Raw genomic sequence first — 19,317 nt, 5'->3', positions numbered from 1 at the left:
AAACACAGGCATTGGTAGCTCTTGCTCGCAAGCTCTGCCGAGTGGCATTCGCCCTGATGAAGAATCAGGGCGAATACCGATCAGTTTGAGATTCTAGGGTTGCTGAGCAACATAGAATCTCCCACAGTTGGATTGAGTGCATTCAGTTGGGAGGTTGGTCGGCTTGTAGGCCGCCATCGCTGGCAAGCCAGCTCCCACATTTTGACCGAGGGCATTCAGGCGGGGATTGGTTGGCTCATAGGCCACCATCGCCAGCAGGCTGGCTCCTACAGTTGGATTGAGTGCATTCAGTTGGGAGGTTGGTCGGATTGTAGGCCGCCATCGCTGGCAAGCCAGCTCCCACATTTTGACCGAGGGCATTCAGGCGGGGATTGGTTGGCTCATAGGCCACCATCGCCAGCAGGCTGGCTCCCACAGTTGGATTGAGTGCATTCAGTTGGGAGGTTGGTCGGCTTGTAGGCCGCCATCGCTGACATGCCAGTTCCCGCAGGGATTTGTGGTGATTCAGGCAGGGGGTGGGCGAAGCACCAGCGCGAACAACTCGCCATGCCCGTTCACATTGAGCTTGTGATAAAGATTGCGCCGATGCACCTTCACCGTCTCCGGCGAGATGCCCATCTGCTGGGCAATGGCCTTGCTCGAAAAGCCCTGCAGGATCAGGCGCGCGGTGTCGACTTCACGGGTGGTCAGGCGCGCATCGAAGCGGTCGAGCAGCGTTGCCAGATCCCCCGCCACCGGCTCGGTGCCAGCGCCTTGCGGCGGCAACAGCTGCACATGACGACGCATCGCCGCCAACACCCAGTCGCGCACACAGAGCAAACGGCCCTGCTCGGCCAGATCGAAAGCCGACGCGCGCCCGAGTGACAGGCCCAGTACGCCGCCCTCGACGTTGATCATGAACTGCAATTCGTCCTCACCGACCACCGAACGAAAATAGCTCTGGTAATACTCGCTGTGCAGGAACTGGTCCGGCGCCACCGAGGCCAGACTGTGCAGGCCATCGGCGATGCCGGTCGAGGCGGTTTGATAGAACGGATCGAGCAAATACATCCCGGCGCTGTAGCTGGCCAGTTCTTCCTGCTCATCGGCGCGGCCCTTGCTGTCGAAGTCGATCAGCAATCGCGGTGCCTGCCCCGCCTTCATCAGCGCCACCAGCGCGTTGTCCAGCGGCACCAGCAGCCGCAGCGTGTCCACCAGCGCGCGCCAGAAAGCGTCCTGGCCGACGGCGGCGAACACCCGCGCCAGACTCTGATGCACCGGCAACTCCTGCAACAACGCGTCCACGCTCTACCCCTTTTGAGTAACCCATGATGGGAATGGGTCAGGCGCGCCCGCCCCGATAGGCTGAGCACTCCTGTCAATCACCGGCCTGCCGCAGGCCAGGAGTGCCGCATCATGCGTTGTCGTCGTGGCTATATCAACCGGGGCATCAACCTTGGCCTGCTCGCCTGTGTTGGCGTCACATTCGCCGCCAGTGCCGCGGATGCACCGAGCGTGCACGTCTACAACTGGTACGACTACATCGGCCCCACCACCCTGGCCGACTTCAAGCGCGACAGCGGCATTCAGCCGGTTTACGACACCTTCGACAGCGCCGAGGTGCTCGAAGGTAAATTGCTGACCAGCCGCAGCGGTTACGACGTGGTGGTGGCGAGCAACTACAGCCTGCCGACGCTGATCAAGGCCGGCGCCCTCGCCCCGCTGCCCCGCGATCAATTGCCGGGCTGGAACAATCTGGACAACGACCTGCTGAGCAAACTGGCCCACAACGACCCTGGCAATCAATACGCCGTGCCGTATCTGTGGGGCACCAACGGCATCGGCTACAACGTCGACAAGGTGCGTGCCGCGCTCGGCGACAAGGCGCCGCTGGATTCCTGGGATCTGCTGTTCAAGGAAGAGAACCTCGCCAAGCTTGGCCAGTGCGGGGTGGCGATGCTCGACTCGCCGTCGGAGATGCTCCCGGTAGCCCTGCACTACCTCGGATTACCGCCCAACAGCACCAACCCCGAGGACTATCAGAAAGCCGAAGCGCTGCTGCTCAAATTGCGCCCGCACATTGCCTACTTCAACTCGTCGAAATTCATCAGTGACCTGTCCAACGGCAACATCTGCGTGGCGGTCGGCTGGTCCGGCGCGATGCTCGAAGCCAAAACCAATGCCGAGCAGGCGCACAACGGCGTGAAGATCGCCTACAGCCTGCCCAAGGAAGGCGCGCCAGTGTGGTTCGACACGCTGGTGCTGCTCAAGGACGCGCCGAACCGCGCTCAGGGCCTGGCGTTCATCGACTACCTGTTGCGCCCGCAAGTGATCGCGCCGATCAGTGATCACCTGTCGTACCCCAACGGCAATCGGGCGGCGACACCACTGGTGGCCGCGGCCACGCGGGATAACCCGGCGGTGTATCCGTCCGCGGCGGCGATGGCCACCCTGTATACCCTGGAGCCGCTGCCCAAAGCCATCGAGCGGGTGCGCACGCGGGTGTGGAGCAAGGTCAAGAACGGCCAGTAACCCCACCTGCAAACCACACAAAACCTGTGGGAGCGTGACTTGCCCGCGATGGCGGTGTGTCAGGCGACACATGCACTGGCTGGACGGACGCCTTCGCGGGCAAGCCACGCTCCCACAGGAATTTGTATTGAACCCGTTTGATTCATTTCTGCCTTTTTATAGAGAGACAAACCATGAAACCCCGTGCCCGTGACCTCAACATCCGCATCGGCCAGCTGCAACCCGGCCCGCTCAACACCATCACCGATGTCCCCGGCGTGCGCGTCGGCCACAGTAACGTGCGTGGCCGTAGCGAAACCGGACGTGACATCTGCACCGGCGTGACCGTGATCGAACCGCGTCGCGGCTCGACCAATCAGCAACCGTGTTTCGCCGGGGTGCATGTGCTCAACGGCAATGGCGACGCCACCGGCCTTGAGTGGATTCGTGAAGCCGGGCTGCTGACCAGTCCCATCGCCTTCACCAACACCCACAGCCTCGGCGTCGTGCGCGATGCGTTGATTGCGCTGGATCGCCAGCAGCAACCGGACGACGGGCGCCTCTACTGGAACATGCCGGTGGTGCTGGAAACCTTCGATGGTCTGCTCAACGACATCAACGGTTTTCACGTCAAGCCCGAGCATGTCGCCGAGGCGCTGAGTGCCGCGCATGACGGCGCCGTTGAGGAAGGTGCAGTGGGTGGCGGCAGCGGCATGATCTGCCATGAATTCAAGGGTGGCATCGGCAGCGCCTCACGGCGGTTGAGCAGCGCTCAGGGTGGCTGGACGGTGGGCGCAATCGTCCAGGCCAACCACGGTATTCGTAGCGAGTTGCGGGTCGACGGTTATCCGGTGGGTCGCTACATGGAGCAGGTGGATTCGCCGTTCCTGCGTGCTGCGCTGCCGCATCCGGGCATGGGTTCGATCGTGGTCTGCCTTGCCACCGACGCGCCATTGCTGCCGCATCAATGCACGCGTCTGGCGCAACGCGCCAGCCTCGGCCTGGCGCGCAGCGGCGGTGGTAACGAAGACCACAGCGGCGACATCTTCATCGCCTTCGCCACCGGCAACCAACACATCCCGCCCGCCGCCTACGAAGGCAAAGGCGCGCCAACCTGCGACAGCTTGTGCATGGTTAACAACGACCACATCAGCGAACTGTTCCTGGCCGCCACCGAAGCGGTCGAAGAAGCGATCATCAATGCCCTGCTCGCCAGCGACAGCACCGAGGGCAACGGGCATGCAGTGCCGGGGCTGGATTCAGAAACGCTGCTCGCCGCCCTCGCCAAGTCCGGCTGGCCCGGATCACACTGACAACACCTGTAGGAGCTGCGGCACGCTGCGATCTTTTGATCTTGCTTTCAAAAATCAACAGATCGCAGCCTTCGGCAGCTCCTACAGGGGTGCGACTCAGGTGAACATCTGGGCGCCGAGGTGCCGCGCCGTCTGCAGATGTTCCTGCGGGTCACGCACTTCCGATTCCACCATCAGCGTCGAGCTGACCACCGTCGCCCCGCAGTAATCGAAAATCCCGTGCTCGATCTGCGCCTTCATCGCCGGCCCATAACCGTGACGCTCGTAGGCGCGCTCATCCGCGCCAGCGAGGCCGACCAGATGCACGCGCAGGCGCTGCAGCTTCTTCACATGCTTGAGGTCGCCAGCGAAATCAAACGCCCAGCCATTGCTGAACACTCGATCGATCCAGCCCTTGAGCAGCGCCGGCATCGACCACCAGTACACCGGGAACACCAGCACCAGCGCGTCGGCTCGATCAATCCGTGCCTGTTCCGCCAGCACGTCGGCAGGTGGTTGTGCTTCACGGTGATGCACGGCGAAATCCGCCGCGCCGAACACCGGCTGAAACCCCTCCGCGTACAGATCGGCGATCTCATGGGTGTTGGCCGAATCGGCGCGGGTCAGGCCTTGGGCAATCTGCGTCGCCACGCTGTGGGTCAGCGAACGCGGCTCGTGATGCGCTACAACAATCAATGCATGCATGGGAATTCTCCTGTAAGTTTGCGCTGACCAAGGGCTATGTACTCTTGGTAAGTTACGAACAGTAAGTTACGTTTGGTATATTAACGATGTCAACCACTGAAATGACCGAAGCCGATTCCCCTGCCCAACCGCGCCGTCGTCTGTCGCGCGAAGATCGCAATCGCCAGTTGCTCGATGTTGCCTGGCAGATCATTCGCGCCGAGGGCACCGATGCGCTGACTTTGGGTTATCTGGCGGAGAAGGCCGGGGTGACCAAACCGGTGGTCTACGACCACTTCACCACCCGCTCGGGGCTGCTCGCGGCGCTGTACCGGGATTTCGATACGCGCCAGACCGCAGTGATGGACGCCGCCATCGACAATTGCCCGCCGACGCTGATCGATACCGCGACGGTGATCGCCACGGCGTATGTCGATTGCGTGTTATTGCAGGGCAACGAGATTCCGGGGGTGATTGCGGCGCTGGGCAGCACGCCGGAGCTGGAGAAGATCAAGCGCGATTACGAAGTGATTTTCCTCGAAAAGTGCCGCAGCGTGCTGCAACCGCTGGCGGCTGGCGGTGAAATCACCCAGGCCGGTTTGCGCGCCATGCTCGGTGCCGCCGAGGCGTTGTCGAATGCCGCCGCCAGCGCTGAAATCAGTGCCGGGCAAGCAAAGGACGAATTGTTCGCCACCATCATCGCCATGGTGGAACGGGCCGCCGCCCGTGCGACTAGCGGTACTTGAGTCGGCCCCTGCGCGTTCCCATGATGAAGGTACGCAGTCGCTTCACTCCTGAGCGGCGGCGTAGGGAACGGGTGTTCTGAACCCCCAATCAAGCCCGTTCCTTGTTTCATGCGCAGCTTGAGCCTCGTGGGCTCTACTTCTCCCCATCAAAGAGCCTTGAGGCTCTTTTTTTGTCTGTTTTTTGCACGGGATCAGTGCAGCGTCAGGCGCTGACGGACAAACTCTTCGACGTGCCGGGTTGTTTGATCCAGGTGCCGGTCGCGCTGTTTCTCGGCATCGAGCATCGCGCGCTTGCCATTTTTTTGCAGCAGGTAGGTGTGGATCTGCTGCACTTCCAGCGAGCGATAGATCGGCGTGGTGTCGATAAAGCCGCGCAGGCCGTTGCTGCGGTAATGCCGGGTGCTCATCAGCACCTGGGTTTCGCGCGCGCCCATCACTTCGAAGCCCAGCGCCTCGAAGTACGGCACCTTGCCAACGCTGCAGGTCAGTTCGGCATGCGGATAACGGCTGACCATCTCGCCGATCATCGCCCGCGCCACGCCCTGGCGACGATAGCCTTCGCGCACGGCCATGTAGGCAACGCTGCAGGCCTCCCAATCGCCTTGCACCGGCAGGTACAAAAGGAAACCGGTGACCTGCTCCGGGTCGTCTTCGGCCGTCGCCACCAGCAATTCCACCTCGGTGCCCTTCTCGCCGTTCAGCGCTTCCAGATACAGATGCACCTCATAACCGACCGCGTACTGATAGACGTTGTACAGCAGATTGCTCGGGCCGAGACCGACCGCGCTGATGTCGGTCAGGTAATCGACCACCAGTTGCAGAATCTGGCTGTTGACGCTTTCGGGGCATGGGGTTTTGTAGTGGGTGATGCGTGGCATGACAGCTGAACTCCGGCGGAAAACCGCGACATCATACCCCGTCCCGCCACCCGCTTTATGCAGGAGCTGCCGCAGGCGGCGATCTTTTGATTTTTTAAAAACAAGATCAAAAGATCGCAGCCTGCGGCAGCTCCTACAGGAAAGTGGAGAAAATTTCATCTGCTGCACAGCGGATCTTTTGCCGATCTGGCGTCCAATTCTGCAACTGCGTTCTCTTTTTTACGCAGGCCTTGAGGAGTTGTCATGAGCGTGTTGCGTTCACTGTTCAAATGGCGAAAAACCCTGCTGCTGGTGCCGATGACCCTGGCCGCATTGGCCAGTGCGCCGGTGTTTGCCCAGCAGGTGGTGATCGTTCAGCAAGCCCCGCCGCCGATGCGCATGGAAGTGATGCCCGGGCCGCGTCCCGGTTATGTCTGGGATCAGGGACACTGGCGCTGGGAAGGACGCGGTTATGTGTGGATGCCGGGGCACTGGCAACCGGTGCGCCACGGCGCGCATTGGCGGCCCGGCCACTGGCAGGCACGCGGGCCGAACTGGTTCTGGGTTGAAGGGCGCTGGGTGCGCTGATTGCCCGTCGACCTGCACACTTCTTCTATAGGGAACACCCCATGTCCAGAAGCGTTAAAGCCTTGCTCGCCGCCTCGCTGGTGGCCATCACCCTGTCCGGTTGCGTCGTCGCCCCCGCCCGGCCGCACCGGCCACAGCCACCGGTGGAAGTCGTACCGGTGATGCCTGCGCCGGGCTATCACTGGGTCGCCGGGCATTACCGCTGGGGCGGCAACGAATGGCGCTGGGTGCCGGGGCACTGGCGCGCGTATTGATCGCCAGCGGTGGCGTCACTGCTGTGGCGCCACCACCTTGAACTTGATCGCGATGTCGTTGGACACCACGGTGTCCGCCCACTCCCCCGCACCGAGCCCGAACTGGTCACGCTTGAGGACCAGTTCGCCGTCGAAAATGCCGATCGCGCTGTCCGGTTTCAGCTCGACCGGCACCTGCACTTCGCGGGTGATGCCCTTGAGGGTCAGACGCCCGGCGATCAGATAGTGATCGTCCGTCACCCGGCTGAAACGGCTGGATTCAAATACCGCCACTGGAAAGCGCTGGGTATCGAACCACGCCGGCTTCACCAGCTCGGTGTTGGCGTCCACGCTGCCGGCGTCGATGCTGTTAAGGTCGATGTGCAACGTGGTGTGGGCGCTGGCGAGGTTGTTGCTGTCGAACTGCAGCGTCGCGTCGAACTTGCCGAAGGTGCCATAAACCTGATTGCCGAATTGCTTGTAAATAAAGCTGATCTTGCTGGCGGTAGTGTTGACGCGGTTGTATTCAGCGGCATGCGTGCAGGTCATGACGAACAGGCTGGTAAACACTGCCACAGCGGTGAATCGGGCACGCATGGGATTCTCCGGACAGGGCAAACCTTCTAGGCCTCGATTGACTTAAGCAAACAACCCGCGGTTGCGCCATGTCATTTGTCTGCCGGTGTGGCTCAGGCTCAGACCAGCCGCTCGATCTTCTGATGCTGCCAGACCAGTTTGTAATACAGCGTCTGCAATACCAGCATGCCCAGATAGGCCACCGGAAACGCCATCCACACACCCTGCAAACCGTACTGCCCGTCCAGCCAGTAAGCCGCCGGCAACTGCACGCCGACCACGCAGACAATCGCAATAATGACCGGCACCAGCACCGTTCCGCTGGCGCGCATGATGCCGCCGATGATCGCCTGGAAGCCAAACACCAGCAGGCTCCATAACATGATGTGCAGCAAGTGCTCAGCCATCGCCCGGGTCGAATCTTCGGTCAGGAACAACCCCAGCAACCAGTGCGACAACAGGTAACCGAGCACGATCAGGCCACCGGTCAGGCACACGTTGATCAACAGCCCGGTACGCAGGATCGCTCCCAGACGCTGCAGTTGCCCGGCACCAATGGCCTGGGCGCCAAGGATCGAGGCGGTGATGGCAATCGACAGCGCCGGAAACTGCACGTAGTTGACGATCTGCGTCACCGCGCCATAGGCCGCCGTCGCCTGCGAGCCGTGCTGGTTGACCAGCGCCAGAATCACCAGCTCCGACAGCGACAACACGATCATCTGCACCCCGGTCGGCAGGCCGATGCGCAACACCTTGCCGAGAATCGCGCCGTCCAGCCGCAGTGCCGCGAAGAACTCACGGTCCGGCGCCAGCGGATGCTGCTTGCGAATCAGCCGCCAGGCCAGCCAAGCCATTGCCGACAGGTTACCGGCCAGACCGGCGAAGGCAGCGCTCTGGATTCCCAGTTGGGGCAAACCGAACCAGCCACGGATCAGCGCCGGGGTCAGCGCCAGCCCGACCGAGGTCGACACGCTCAGCGCCAACAGTGGCGACACGGTGTCGCTGACCCCGCGCAGCAATTGCGTGAACAGCACAAACACCAGCATCGACGGCAGAATCCACATCATCACGTGCGCATACGCCACCGCGTCGTCCAGCACATCCGCCGGCGTCCCCAGCCCCTGCAAGGCCTGCCGCGCAAACACACTGCCCAGCACCGCCGCGAGCAAACCGATCAACACCCCCAGCAACAGCGTTGCCCCGGCGATCGCCTTGACCATGTGCGCCTCACGCGCGCCCCACGCCTGGCCGATCAACACCCCGGCGCCCGCGCCCAGGCCGATCACCAGCGCGATGAAGAAAAAGATGATCGGGAACATCCCCGACACCGCTGCCAACGCCTGCGTCCCGAGCATCTGCCCGATGTAGATACTGTTGACCGTGCCCGACATCGATTGCAGGAAGTTGGACAGCACCATCGGCGCGAGGAACAGCAGGTAGGTTTGCCAGAGGGGTTTGCTGATGGCGGGGGTTTGCATTGAGGATCGGTCTCGGGGTGGGAGATGCGAGGGATATTACGCTAGATGGGCGGGTTAAAGTCGGTCGACATCGCCTCTGCTCAAGGCTTAAATGTCGGCACTATTTTCCGTGGAACGCACCTGCCCATGACCCTGTTGCGAAATGCCCTGACCTGTTCCCTGCTGGTGGTTTTCAGCCACCTTGCTGGCGCCGCCGAAGCCACTGCCCCCGCCCAATCGTTGCGTTCGTTGCTGACAACCTTGAACGAACGCCTGAATATCGGCGACCTGGTGGCGCTGACCAAATGGGACAGCGGCAAGCCGATTCAGGACAGCCCACGCGAAGCCCAGGTCATCGCCAATGCCCGCACCCTGGCGACCGAACACCAGCTCGACCCCGAAGACGTGGCCCAGTTGATCGCCGCGCAAATGGAGGCGAACAAACTGGTGCAGTACGGATTGCTCGCGCAATGGCAAACGACCGGTGCGGCGCCGGACACCCCACGACCGGATCTGGCGAAGCAGATTCGCCCACGCCTGGACGAGTTGCAGACCCGCCTGCTGCGCCAGTACGCCGACTTCGCGCCGCATCGCCGCGACCCGAATTGCCCGGTCTGGCTGGCCAAGGCCCGGCAGGGTCTGACCCACGACGCACTGCATGATCTGGCCCTGATCCGCGCCACCGGAGAGCTGTGCATTCGGGCACAGAAGCTCTAGATCAGCCGTTGCGGCACACATCGCTGGCGTCGATAGTCACCATCACGTCAATGAAGTTCTCATACAAAATCCGCGGCGTAACATCAGCTCCATACCAACCCAATACACCCCGGAGCACACGATCATGAAACGCCAGACCTTCCTCGGCATCGCTTTCTCGGTTCTTGCAGTCAACGCTTTTGCAGCAACACCCGCTCACACCCTGGTCGCTGAAGGCGGCTCGGACAAGTTGATTGAAAGCCGTTTGGCTGAAGGTGGTTCTGATCGTCTGCTGGAACGCCGCGTTGCCGAAGGTGGCTCGGATCGTTTGCAAGAACGTCGCGTGGTTGAAGGTGGCTCGGATCGTCTGCTGGAACGTCGCGTTGCCGAAGGTGGCTCGGATCGTTTGCAAGAACGTCGCGTGGCTGAAGGTGGCTCGGATCGTCTGCTGGAACGCCGCGTGGCTGAAGGTGGCTCGGATCGTTTGCAGGAACGCCGCGTTGCCGAAGGTGGCTCGGATCGTCTGATCGAAAGCCGCAACGCATGAAACAACGGTTTTGAAGCAGTCAAACAAAGCCCGGCCTGATCAGCCGGGCTTTTTCATTTCATCGTTTGCAGGCGTGGTTCTTTTCAACAATCAGCGTCAGAAAGGATCTTGCCCTATAGAGCATCCGGGGAAACTTCCGACGATGCTTAACCGAAGCGACCGACTGGCAGCCCGACGCTTAATACGCATAACATGTGGCCACAACTTCCAAACAGAATTTGCCTGCCCATGCTCAAAGCCAGTCTGCGAAGCCACCTGACCCTCTGGTTCGCCGGTTTGTCCCTGCTAACCCTGGTGAGCGTCGGCTTCTATGTCGGGCATATCGCCACCGAACAGATGAAACAGGCCAGCGGCAATGCCCTGCTCAATACCGCGCGTTCGGCGGCGACGTTGCTCGGTGACCAGTTGCGCGAGCGCCAGCTGGAGGTCTACCTGCTCAGCCGTGCGCCGCATCTGGAACGCGGCGATCTCGACAACCCGGCGATTCTCAAATCGATGCAACTGCGCACCCAGGCCCGTGCCGAGTATGCCTGGATGGGCGTGACCGATGCCGATGGCAATGTGCATCAAGCGGTCAATGATCTGCTGGTCGGGCAATCGGTGCAGCAGCGGCCATGGTTCCAGTCTGGCCTGCGCGGTGAGTACACCGGTGATCCGCACGAAGCGGTGTTGCTGGCCAAACTGCTACCGCGAACGCCCAACGGCGAACCGCTGCGTTTCATCGACTTCGCCGCGCCGATCCGCAACGCCGACGGTCAGGTGATTGGCGTGCTGGGGGCGCACGCGCACTGGAGCTGGGTCACGCGCATTGTCGAGTCGGCAGCGTTCTCGCATAAAAATGCATCGCCGGATATCGAAGCGCTGATCATCGATCACGACGGCAAGGTGCTGTACCCGGAAGCCCTGATGGGCCAGCAACTGGCGGTGAATGATCCGAAGTTGCCGGGCTGGTCGGTCGGCAACGGTTACCTGACCAGCATGGTCACCGTACCGACGCCTTCGAGTACCGCGCTGTCCTGGTCGATCGCCGTGCGCCAGCCACTGGACACTGCTCTGGAGCCGGCGCGCCTGCTGCTCTATAAATTGTTGCTGCTGGGGGTAGCCGCCGCCGTGGCGTTCGGGCTGGTGGCGTATTACCTGGCGCAGTACCTGAGCCGGCCGATCGAGCAACTCGCGCACTCGGCCAAACAGGTGCAGAACCAGCAGCCCGGCGTACACTTTCCGCTGCAGCACCCGGTGCGGGAAATCGCCCAGCTTGGGCAGTCGATCGACGCCATGACCCGGTCGCTGCTGGCCAAGGAGCGCGAACTGCAGGAAGCCAACGCCTCGCTGGAAGCCACCGTCGCCCAGCGCACCGCCGCCTTGATGCAGGCCAATGCCGAACTGTTGAACCTGGCGACCCACGATGCACTGACCGGCGTCTACAACCGCCGCCGTTTCGACGAGAAACTCAGCGAATACAGTCTGCTGTTCCGCCGCACCGGGCGACCGTTTGCCCTGCTGCTGATCGACGCCGATCACTTCAAGCGCGTCAACGACACCTACGGCCACGCAATCGGCGACGACGTGCTACTCCAGTTGGCGCAACTCATTCAGGTCAGCGTGCGTGCCACCGATTTCGTCGCCCGTTACGGCGGCGAGGAATTTGCCGTGCTGCTGCCGGAAGTTGCCCAGCCTGATACTCCGGAGGTGGTCGCTGAGAAAATCCGTGCCGCCGTGGCCCTAGCGCACTTCCCCAACATCGGACAAGTCACCGTGAGCATTGGCGTCGCTCTGGCCGATCCGGCGGACAACAGCCACACGATGCTGATCAAACGTGCCGATCAGCAGCTGTATCAGGCGAAAGCGGCGGGCCGTAATCAAATCGCCTGATCAGTGATCACAGCGAGGTGCAATGAGTCGAATTGTCCTCGCCGAAAAATCAAGGTTTCAAATCATCGACAAGTTTTTTCATCACCAGATCGGAAACATGGGTGAACGCCGTGCGCAATGCCTCGGGATCGGTCGCATATTGCTCCGGTGTATAGGCGATGGTGTTGGCGTCGTTGAACACTGAAATGGTTTCGAAATTACGCCACACCGCAGAACCATTGCGCTTGATGGAAGCATTGGCGCCAATAACCGGGTACAGCACGGTGCTGTAGTTCTTCAGGGAAAGCCCCCACTGCATCACGAGGATTTCCACCTCGGCGTCAGCCTGCTCGCCCTCACCCACGACAGTGAAGACTCGTTCCTGCTGGATGCGTTTGACGAAACTCTGGCGGATCAACTGACTCAGGTCGATACCGTTGGCTTTCATGTTGTTCTGGATCGCTCGGGAAATATCGCCGGTCAGCACATCGCCCGTTTTAGTGCCAGCCACGGAGCCTGCGCCCGTCAGTGCGGCTGTACCGGCAGAGGATGCACCGGCCACCATGCCGGTTGCTGCCCCGGTACCCGCGCCCAGACCTGCACTCCATGCCTGAGTCATGCTGGTGTACTGGAAATTGTCGACCGCGACAAACACCGGCAACACCTTCACGGTCTTGATCTGCTGGCGGTCTTCAGTGCTGAGGTTTTTGGTCACGCAACCAGAGAGCAATGCCAGCGCACAAACAATACCGAGAATCTTCTTCATAGCAGGCAGGATCCAGAACATGGGTGACAGTCGTATCGCCCGCCATCCGCATTTCTTGAATCCCGCACGTGCTGGCGAGCCAGGCTTGCGTGCCTGACCCGGATCAAGCGAGCGAACTCAGGTATTGGTCTTCAACTTGGTCCACAACCGCGTCGACAACCGTGCAATCGCCGCCGGGAGCTCTTCCACAGTGAACAGCCGTTGCATCACTTCCCTGGGCGGGTAGATCGCCGGATCCTGTTTCACGTCCGCGTTGAGGTACTGATCCGCCGCCGCATTGGGATTGGCGTAGTGAATGCTGTTGCTGATGTTGGCCACCACTTTGGGGTCAAGCAGATAGTTCATGTAGGCGTAGCCGTTCTTTTCGTGCGGCGCGCTTTTGGGCATGACCACCATGTCGAACCACAGGGTCGTGCCTTCTTTAGGGATCGAATAGGCGATGTTGATGCCGTTTTTCGCTTCCCTGGCGCTGGCGGCGGCCTGAACGATGTCGCCGTTGAAGCCGATCACCGCGCAGACATTGCCGTTAGCGAGGTCGCTGATGTACTTCGAGGCGTGGAAGTACTGAATGTACGGGCGAATCTTCAGCAGTTGCTGTTCGGCTTGTTTGTAATCCGCCGGTTCATGACTGTGTGCTGGCAAGTGCAGGTAGTTGAGCGTGATCGGCAGCACCTGGGTCGGGTTGTCGATAAACGCCACACCGCACTGACTGAGCTTCTTGATGTTTTCTTCGTTGAAGAAAAAGTCCCATGACTGGGTGATATCGGTGTTGCCGAAAATCGCCTTGATCTTCTCGACGTTGTAACCGATGCCGGCGGTACCCCACATGTAGGGGTAGCCGTACTGGTTGCCGGGATCGTTCACTTCAAGTTTTTGCAGCAGCACCGGGTCGAGGTTTTTCCAGTTCGGCAGCTGCGACCGGTCAAGTTTCTGAATCGCTCCAGCCTTGATCAGTCGCGACAGAAAATGGTTCGACGGGCTGACCACGTCATAACCGGTGTTGCCGGTCATCAACTTCGACTCCAGCACTTCGTTGCTGTCGTGAATGTCGTAGGTGGTCTTGATCCCGGTGGCCTGGGTGAAATTGGCCAGAGTGTCCGGGGCGATGTAGCTGTTCCAGTTGGAGATGTTCACGGTTTCGTCGGCACAAGCGGCCGTGCTGGCCGCGAGCAGGACTGCCAGGGAAAGTGGGTGAATGCGCATGGTCTGTCACCTGTGTTGAGTGGCTTTTGTTGTTGTGCGGTAGGCGAAACTTCAGATTTCTGTTCTGGCCCGGACTGCCTCCACGCGCATGCGCAGCATGGCACCGATGTCGAAAAAAGGTCGCGGTGGCAACCAACCGGGTTCGGCGCGCTGCATCACCGATTGCAGCAGCGGTGAATCGACGCCCGACGCCAGTTCCGCCAGCAAGCGCCCCCACAGCGTGCCGCGCGCCACCCCGGAACCGTTGCAACCGGCGACGGCAAACACGCCCTCTTCCACCTTCTGAAAAAACGCCTGACCGCTGCGAGTCGCGCTCAAATGACCGGTCCAGGTGTACTGGATGTCTTGCGCGCCGAGAAACGGAAAGCGTCGTCGCAGGCCGCGCACATGGTGTTCGCGGCGCTGCACCCGTTCGCTTTCTGACAAGTCGCGCGTACGGTATTCGGCGGTGTTGCGGATCATCACCCGCCGGTCCGGGGTCAGCCGCACCGTGGCGCCCAGCGGCCGGGTCGAGAGCACGCCCCACGGCTCGACGGCGCCGATCGCCTGAAATTCCTGATCGCTGAGCGGCCGGGTGAGACTGGCGCTGAGTTCCATCGGGAAAGTGCCACTGTCATGAATGCCGACCCGGGGAATGAATGCGTTCAGACACACCAGCACCCGCTTGGCTTCGACGCTGCCACCCACGGCGTTGGCCCGCAGCCGGCCGTGGCTGATGCGCTCCAGACCACTGATGTCGGCGTGCTCGTAAACGCTGATATTGCCCGGCAGCGCATTGAGCAGGCCCTTCACGTATTTGCCCGGTTGCAACAGCGCATTGCCGTTGCCGCACCAGATCCCCGCCGCGTAGTGCCGGGTGCCGAGTTTTTGCGCCAGCGCATCGCTCTGGAGAAATTCTGCGCGGGCACCGAGGGCACGCAAGGTCGCCAGTTTGGCGTCGACATGGCTGAGCTTGGCGGCGTCGCTGACAGCGAAGAAATAACCGTTGTCGCGAAAGTCGCAGTCGATGGCATGTTGCGCGATGGCCTGGCGCACCGCATCGCTGGCGGCACGGGAAATCGCCGTGTCGATTTCGAACCCGGCAAAGCCTGGCGCCCCGATCAATTCACTGTCGGCCGGATGTTCGTGGGCCACGACAAACCCAGAGTTGCGCGCCGAAGCGCCCTGCGCCGCACGCTGGCGGTCAACCACCACGATCCGTGCCTGCGGGTGCATTTGTGCCAGGTTGTGCGCGGCGCTGAGGCCGGTAATCCCGCCACCGATCACCAGCCAATCGGCTTTCTGCGCACCGCTCAGGCGACCGCGCTCCGGCGAGCTGCCGGCCTGGGCGATCCAGCCACATACGTTTTCCATTGCTGACCTCATTCGACTGTCGTTGCACGGCTTGCCTTTCACCTTTGCTCATGCGTGAATCGCATGGAAAAAGCACAAGGTTCGCCGCCAGAGCTAAAATCTATAAGGTCTCGGCTTGCCCAACCAACGTTATAAAATCATCGAGCCATTCTGAAAACGCATGGATAAAATCCGCCACGTGCCCTCCCTGCAGGCCATGCAGACGCTGGTAGAAGTCGCCCGTTGCGCCAGCTTCACCCAGGCTGCGCAACAGCTGTGCCTGACCCAAAGCGCGGTGAGCCGGCAGATCCAGCAACTGGAAAGCCATTTCAATGTCGCGCTGTTTATTCGCACCAGCCGCAGCCTGCGCCTGACCTCGGAAGGCGAACAGGTGCTGGCCAGCGCCATCAACATTCTCGAGCAACTGAAAACCCTCGAAGAACGCCTCGCTCCACAGCAACGCCCGTTCCGCATTCGTATGCATGTGTCACTGGCGGTGCGCTGGCTGCTGCCCAAACTCAGTGACTTCTATCTCCGCCACCCCGAGGTTTCGCTGGCGATCGAAACCGTCGCCACCGAGGTTGTGGAACCGGCCAGTGACAGCGACGCCTACATTCTTTACTTGCCGCAGCCAAACAATGACGCGGATTACCTGACGCTGTTCGAGGAAACGCTGGTGCCCGTCTGTTCGCCCAATCTGGCGAACGCGCCGCGCTCGGTCGAAGACTTGCTGGGGTTCGCCTTGCTGCATCGCTCTGCCGATCGGCAGGCCTGGATTGAATGGCTGACGGCCAACGGCGGCAAGCCGCTGGAAAGTTACCGGCACATCCCGTTCAACCTCGACGAGTTGGCACTGGATGCGGCCGCGCGAGGTTTGGGCGTGGCGGTGACCGACATGACGCTCGCGGCTGAGTCCATCGAGCGTGGGGTGCTGGTGGTGCCGTTCGGACCACCGCTGAAGACGGGCGGAATTTACGCGTTGTGCCTGCAGCCGGCAGCGGCATCAAACCCGGCGTGCGCGGTGGTCACGCAGTGGTTCGCCGGGCAGGCCGAGAAAATTCTTTAGTTGGCGAATTGCTGCAGATACGCCAACAAATTATCGATCTTCTCTTCGTCACTCAGGCCCCAAAAAATCATCCGCGTGCCCGGCACCACGCCCTTTGGATCTTTCAGATACGCGGTCAGCGTATCGCGATCCCAAGTCTTGCCGGAGTTCTTCATTGCGTCGGAATACACGTAATTGGCCGAGGTCCCGGCGGGTCGGCCGATGATGCCGTTGAGTTGCGGGCCGAACCCCGGTCGCGCGTCCGGCCCGACCTGATGGCAGCCGCCGCACAGCCGCGGAAAGATCTTTTCGCCGGCGGCGGGATCGCCTGCGGCGTGGGTGGTCGAGCTGAACAGCACGGCGGTTGCGGTCAGGGCAAGAAGCAGTGAAACGGTGTTTTTCATCGGGCGTTCCAAAACGGTGTGATGCAATTGAGGCAAGGCTAACACTTTGTGGCGAGGGAGCTTGCTCCCGCTGGGTTGCGTAGCGACCCCAGTCTGGGCCTGCCATGCAGGCCAGCGGGAGCAAGCTCCCTCGCCACAGGGGTATTCACAGCAGGTGTTTTTTACAGATAAGCGCCGATGACCTTTCTGACGGTGATCAATGCCTGACGCAGGACATCCATCGGCACCGACCCCAACGCCAGCCGAATCGCGTGCGGCACATGCGCTGACACCGCGAACGGCTCGGCGGTGGTCACCGAAATCTGCTCGCGCATCAATTCCACGACAATCTGATCGGCACGCACGTCCTCCGGCAGCGGCAGCCACAGGAAATAGGAGGATGGATGACCGATGCAAGTCAGCCCTTGCAGCAACTCGGCGGCGAGCATTTGCCGGGCCTTGGCGTCGTCGCGTTTTTGTTGTTCCAGCAGGGTCACGGTGCCATCGTCGAGCCAGCCGCAAGCCATCGCGGTCATCAAGCCGGGGGTGTTCCAGGTGGTGGCGCGGATGATCCGCTCCAGCGCCGGCACCGTCTGCAGCGGCGCGGCAATGAAACCGACGCGCAGGCCAGTGGCAATGTTCTTCGAAAGTCCCGACACGTACACCGTGCGTTCCAGTGCCAGATCGACCAGGGTACGCGGTGGGTTTTCCACCAGAAAGGCGTAGGCCGCGTCTTCGATGATCGTCAGATCATGGCGGCGGGCGAGCGCGACCAATTGCTCGCGCTGTTTGATCGGCGTCACCCAACCCAATGGATTGTGCAGCGTCGGCATGCTGTAAATCGCACGCACCGAACGGCTGCGGCACAGTTTTTCCAGCGCCGCCAGATCCGGCCCGTGCTCACCGGGCGGGATCGCCACCACTTCCAGATGCAGCGCTTCGGCCAGCACCTTGAAGCCGGAATACGTCAGCGCATCCGCCGCAATCACATCCCCGGGTTTGAGCAAGGCCATCAGCGTCACCGCCAACCCTTGCTGGGCACCGTTGACGATCAACACCTGCCCGGCATCGACGTGCACCCCGCGAGCCTGCAAATGCTGCGCAACCGAAGCGCGCTCATGCTGGCGCCCGGCGTGGGGTTGATAACGCAGCAAGGCTTCCAGATCACCGGACAGCGCCAACTGGCGTAACGCCGTCCGCAACAGGTCGGCCTGACCGGGCAGCGACGGGTAATTGAAATTCAGATCGATCATGCCGACCGCGACGTCTTTCTGATCGATGCCCTGCCCCGGCGCCAACGAGGTTTCGCGCACAAACGTCCCGCGCCCGGTCTCGCCGCTGACCAGCCCCATCGCTTCAAGCTCGGCGTACACCCGCGACGCGGTGACCAGTGCCAGCCCAGCACTGGCCGCCAGTTCCCGGTGAGTCGGCAGTCGGGTTCCCGGTGCCAGACGCCCCGCGCGAATGTCCGCGGCGTAGGCGTCAACGAGGGTCTTGTAGCGCGAGCGCGGCATACTGGATGTATCCATGACAATTATTTGATTGTGCTGATTCTCGGCCCCAGGATGGCTCGAAAGCAACCCACCTTTTTTTTGAGTGTGACCTTGTATGGAACGGACTTCGAACCCGGTTAACCCGGCGCTGGAAAAAACCAGCGGCTGGATCAATGGCTTTATCGGCGTGGTGATCTTCAGCGGATCGCTACCCGCCACGCGTCTGGCGGTGCTGGAATTCGATCCGGTGTTTCTCACCGTGGCGCGCGCGGCCATTGCCGGCGTGTTGGCGGTCATTCTGTTGTGGCTGTTTCGCGAACGGCGCCCGGCACGCGATCAATGGTGGTCGTTATTGATTGTGGCGTTGGGCGTGGTACTGGGCTTTCCACTGCTGACGGCATTGGCGCTGCAACACGTGACGTCAGCGCATTCGATTGTGTTTGTCGGATTGCTGCCCCTGGCGACGGCGATTTTTGCCGTGCTGCGTGGCGGCGAGCGTCCGCGACCGGTGTTCTGGGTGTTCTCGATTCTCGGCAGCGGATTGGTCGTTGGCTTCGCCCTGTCACAGGGACTGACCGCTTCGCCCACCGGTGATCTGCTGATGCTCGCGGCGATTCTGGCCTGTGGTCTGGGCTATGCCGAAGGCGCGAAACTGTCGCGCGTGCTCGGCGGCTGGCAGGTGATCTGCTGGGCGCTGGTGTTGTCGCTGCCGGTGATGGCATTGCTCAGCCTGTGGCTGGCGCCCGCCTCCTTCAGCCACGTCAGCCTTTCGGCCTGGATATGCCTGGCGTACGTGGCGCTGTTCAGCATGCTGATCGGCTTTGTGTTCTGGTATCGCGGCCTGGCCCAGGGCGGGATCGCAGCGGTCGGTCAACTGCAACTGCTGCAGCCGTTTTTCGGTCTGGCGCTGGCGGCGACGTTGCTGCATGAGCAGGTCAGTGTCGGCATGCTGGCGGTGACGCTGGGCGTCATCCTCTGCGTAGCCGGCGCAAAGAAATTCGCCAGATAACCCTACCGCCTCTGTAGGAGCTGCCGCAGGCTGCGATCTTTTGATGTTGATCTTTTGAAAAAAAAGATC

The 19,317-nt window shown here is 61.5% G+C and carries 20 protein-coding genes; 10 read left to right on the top strand and 10 right to left on the bottom strand.

Annotation, left to right across the window (positions count from 1 at the left end; all coding sequences use genetic code 11):
• Positions 1-504 precede the first annotated feature (504 nt).
• Complete coding sequence (locus ACU680_RS18865; protein WP_367084909.1) at positions 505-1,284, bottom strand: helix-turn-helix transcriptional regulator; 780 nt, start codon at positions 1,282-1,284, stop codon at positions 505-507.
• A gap of 111 nt (positions 1,285-1,395) precedes the next feature.
• On the opposite strand from ACU680_RS18865, the gene ACU680_RS18860 reads away from it, so the two are divergent.
• On the top strand, positions 1,396-2,511 hold the full coding sequence (locus ACU680_RS18860; protein ID WP_448180236.1) for an extracellular solute-binding protein: 1,116 nt from the start codon (positions 1,396-1,398) through the stop codon (positions 2,509-2,511).
• Positions 2,512-2,684: 173 nt separating this feature from the next.
• Positions 2,685-3,803, top strand: a complete 1,119-nt coding sequence (locus tag ACU680_RS18855) for a DmpA family aminopeptidase (RefSeq protein WP_448180235.1) — start codon at positions 2,685-2,687, stop codon at positions 3,801-3,803.
• Between the two features lie 96 nt (positions 3,804-3,899).
• Here the strand turns inward: ACU680_RS18855 and ACU680_RS18850 are convergent, their stop codons facing one another.
• The gene (locus ACU680_RS18850; RefSeq protein WP_448180234.1) at positions 3,900-4,487 is read right to left on the bottom strand and encodes an NAD(P)H-dependent oxidoreductase; all 588 of its coding nucleotides are present in this window, start codon (positions 4,485-4,487) and stop codon (positions 3,900-3,902) included.
• Between the two features lie 86 nt (positions 4,488-4,573).
• On the opposite strand from ACU680_RS18850, the gene ACU680_RS18845 reads away from it, so the two are divergent.
• Positions 4,574-5,212, top strand: a complete 639-nt coding sequence (locus ACU680_RS18845) for a TetR/AcrR family transcriptional regulator (RefSeq protein ID WP_367086167.1) — start codon at positions 4,574-4,576, stop codon at positions 5,210-5,212.
• A 191-nt stretch (positions 5,213-5,403) separates the two neighbouring features.
• Here ACU680_RS18845 and ACU680_RS18840 read toward each other — a convergent pair whose 3' ends face one another.
• Positions 5,404-6,090, bottom strand: a complete 687-nt coding sequence (locus ACU680_RS18840; protein WP_448180233.1) for a GNAT family N-acetyltransferase — start codon at positions 6,088-6,090, stop codon at positions 5,404-5,406.
• Between the two features lie 243 nt (positions 6,091-6,333).
• Here ACU680_RS18840 and ACU680_RS18835 point away from each other — a divergent pair, with 243 nt between their 5' ends.
• Together ACU680_RS18835 and ACU680_RS18830 are read left to right on the top strand one after the other, a co-directional pair.
• Positions 6,334-6,657: a YXWGXW repeat-containing protein gene (locus ACU680_RS18835; RefSeq protein WP_007965936.1), complete on the top strand. Its 324-nt coding sequence runs from the start codon at positions 6,334-6,336 to the stop codon at positions 6,655-6,657.
• Positions 6,658-6,698: 41 nt separating this feature from the next.
• Positions 6,699-6,911, top strand: a complete 213-nt coding sequence (locus tag ACU680_RS18830; protein WP_448180232.1) for a YXWGXW repeat-containing protein — start codon at positions 6,699-6,701, stop codon at positions 6,909-6,911.
• A 15-nt stretch (positions 6,912-6,926) separates the two neighbouring features.
• Here ACU680_RS18830 and ACU680_RS18825 read toward each other — a convergent pair whose 3' ends face one another.
• The gene (locus tag ACU680_RS18825; protein ID WP_448180231.1) at positions 6,927-7,487 is read right to left on the bottom strand and encodes a YceI family protein; all 561 of its coding nucleotides are present in this window, start codon (positions 7,485-7,487) and stop codon (positions 6,927-6,929) included.
• 98 nt (positions 7,488-7,585) lie between these two features.
• Positions 7,586-8,944 (bottom strand): MATE family efflux transporter, encoded by a 1,359-nt coding sequence (locus ACU680_RS18820; RefSeq protein WP_448180230.1) that lies wholly within the window; start codon positions 8,942-8,944, stop codon positions 7,586-7,588.
• 126 nt (positions 8,945-9,070) lie between these two features.
• Here ACU680_RS18820 and ACU680_RS18815 point away from each other — a divergent pair, with 126 nt between their 5' ends.
• From ACU680_RS18815 to ACU680_RS18805, 3 genes are all read left to right on the top strand, one after another.
• On the top strand, positions 9,071-9,640 hold the full coding sequence (locus ACU680_RS18815) for a chorismate mutase (protein ID WP_448180229.1): 570 nt from the start codon (positions 9,071-9,073) through the stop codon (positions 9,638-9,640).
• 124 nt (positions 9,641-9,764) lie between these two features.
• The gene (locus ACU680_RS18810; RefSeq protein WP_448180228.1) at positions 9,765-10,166 is read left to right on the top strand and encodes a hypothetical protein; all 402 of its coding nucleotides are present in this window, start codon (positions 9,765-9,767) and stop codon (positions 10,164-10,166) included.
• A 228-nt stretch (positions 10,167-10,394) separates the two neighbouring features.
• Positions 10,395-12,038 carry a sensor domain-containing diguanylate cyclase gene (locus tag ACU680_RS18805; protein WP_448180227.1) on the top strand — a complete coding sequence of 548 codons (1,644 nt, stop codon included), beginning with the start codon at positions 10,395-10,397 and terminating at the stop codon, positions 12,036-12,038.
• Positions 12,039-12,087: 49 nt separating this feature from the next.
• Here the strand turns inward: ACU680_RS18805 and ACU680_RS18800 are convergent, their stop codons facing one another.
• The 3 genes from ACU680_RS18800 to ACU680_RS18790 form a co-directional block, all read right to left on the bottom strand.
• Entirely contained in the window at positions 12,088-12,804 is a 717-nt protein-coding gene (locus ACU680_RS18800; protein ID WP_448180226.1) for a hypothetical protein, read from the bottom strand.
• 96 nt (positions 12,805-12,900) lie between these two features.
• The gene (locus ACU680_RS18795; protein WP_367084932.1) at positions 12,901-13,986 is read right to left on the bottom strand and encodes a polyamine ABC transporter substrate-binding protein; all 1,086 of its coding nucleotides are present in this window, start codon (positions 13,984-13,986) and stop codon (positions 12,901-12,903) included.
• Between the two features lie 51 nt (positions 13,987-14,037).
• A complete protein-coding gene (locus ACU680_RS18790; protein ID WP_448180225.1) occupies positions 14,038-15,339 on the bottom strand; it encodes an NAD(P)/FAD-dependent oxidoreductase in 1,302 nt (433 codons plus the stop codon).
• A gap of 160 nt (positions 15,340-15,499) precedes the next feature.
• Between ACU680_RS18790 and ACU680_RS18785 the strand changes: the two genes are divergently transcribed.
• Entirely contained in the window at positions 15,500-16,384 is an 885-nt protein-coding gene (locus ACU680_RS18785) for a LysR substrate-binding domain-containing protein (protein ID WP_448180224.1), read from the top strand.
• On the opposite strand, the gene ACU680_RS18780 is transcribed toward ACU680_RS18785, so the two are convergent.
• Entirely contained in the window at positions 16,381-16,767 is a 387-nt protein-coding gene (locus ACU680_RS18780) for a c-type cytochrome (protein ID WP_367084936.1), read from the bottom strand. The two genes, ACU680_RS18785 and ACU680_RS18780, sit on opposite strands and share 4 nt — an antisense overlap.
• Positions 16,768-16,928: 161 nt before the next feature.
• Positions 16,929-18,260 carry an aminotransferase-like domain-containing protein gene (locus ACU680_RS18775; protein ID WP_448180240.1) on the bottom strand — a complete coding sequence of 444 codons (1,332 nt, stop codon included), beginning with the start codon at positions 18,258-18,260 and terminating at the stop codon, positions 16,929-16,931.
• A 94-nt stretch (positions 18,261-18,354) separates the two neighbouring features.
• Between ACU680_RS18775 and ACU680_RS18770 the strand changes: the two genes are divergently transcribed.
• Entirely contained in the window at positions 18,355-19,248 is an 894-nt protein-coding gene (locus tag ACU680_RS18770; RefSeq protein ID WP_448180223.1) for a DMT family transporter, read from the top strand.
• The last annotated feature ends 69 nt before the right edge of the window (positions 19,249-19,317 follow it).

The sequence above is a fragment of the Pseudomonas sp. LF020 genome, from assembly GCF_053456425.1.
This window is presented reverse-complemented; position numbering and strand designations above follow the sequence as displayed.

Coding starts and splice junctions, on each gene's coding strand:
- ACU680_RS18860 (WP_448180236.1), top strand. CDS start 1,396: ATGCGTTGTCGTCGTGGCTATATCAACCGGGGCATCAACCTTGGCCTG.
- ACU680_RS18855 (WP_448180235.1), top strand. CDS start 2,685: ATGAAACCCCGTGCCCGTGACCTCAACATCCGCATCGGCCAGCTGCAA.
- ACU680_RS18850 (WP_448180234.1), bottom strand. CDS start 4,487: ATGCATGCATTGATTGTTGTAGCGCATCACGAGCCGCGTTCGCTGACC.
- ACU680_RS18845 (WP_367086167.1), top strand. CDS start 4,574: ATGTCAACCACTGAAATGACCGAAGCCGATTCCCCTGCCCAACCGCGC.
- ACU680_RS18840 (WP_448180233.1), bottom strand. CDS start 6,090: ATGCCACGCATCACCCACTACAAAACCCCATGCCCCGAAAGCGTCAAC.
- ACU680_RS18835 (WP_007965936.1), top strand. CDS start 6,334: ATGAGCGTGTTGCGTTCACTGTTCAAATGGCGAAAAACCCTGCTGCTG.
- ACU680_RS18830 (WP_448180232.1), top strand. CDS start 6,699: ATGTCCAGAAGCGTTAAAGCCTTGCTCGCCGCCTCGCTGGTGGCCATC.
- ACU680_RS18825 (WP_448180231.1), bottom strand. CDS start 7,487: ATGCGTGCCCGATTCACCGCTGTGGCAGTGTTTACCAGCCTGTTCGTC.
- ACU680_RS18820 (WP_448180230.1), bottom strand. CDS start 8,944: ATGCAAACCCCCGCCATCAGCAAACCCCTCTGGCAAACCTACCTGCTG.
- ACU680_RS18815 (WP_448180229.1), top strand. CDS start 9,071: ATGACCCTGTTGCGAAATGCCCTGACCTGTTCCCTGCTGGTGGTTTTC.
- ACU680_RS18810 (WP_448180228.1), top strand. CDS start 9,765: ATGAAACGCCAGACCTTCCTCGGCATCGCTTTCTCGGTTCTTGCAGTC.
- ACU680_RS18805 (WP_448180227.1), top strand. CDS start 10,395: ATGCTCAAAGCCAGTCTGCGAAGCCACCTGACCCTCTGGTTCGCCGGT.
- ACU680_RS18800 (WP_448180226.1), bottom strand. CDS start 12,804: ATGTTCTGGATCCTGCCTGCTATGAAGAAGATTCTCGGTATTGTTTGT.
- ACU680_RS18795 (WP_367084932.1), bottom strand. CDS start 13,986: ATGCGCATTCACCCACTTTCCCTGGCAGTCCTGCTCGCGGCCAGCACG.
- ACU680_RS18790 (WP_448180225.1), bottom strand. CDS start 15,339: ATGGAAAACGTATGTGGCTGGATCGCCCAGGCCGGCAGCTCGCCGGAG.
- ACU680_RS18785 (WP_448180224.1), top strand. CDS start 15,500: ATGGATAAAATCCGCCACGTGCCCTCCCTGCAGGCCATGCAGACGCTG.
- ACU680_RS18780 (WP_367084936.1), bottom strand. CDS start 16,767: ATGAAAAACACCGTTTCACTGCTTCTTGCCCTGACCGCAACCGCCGTG.
- ACU680_RS18775 (WP_448180240.1), bottom strand. CDS start 18,260: ATGCCGCGCTCGCGCTACAAGACCCTCGTTGACGCCTACGCCGCGGAC.
- ACU680_RS18770 (WP_448180223.1), top strand. CDS start 18,355: ATGGAACGGACTTCGAACCCGGTTAACCCGGCGCTGGAAAAAACCAGC.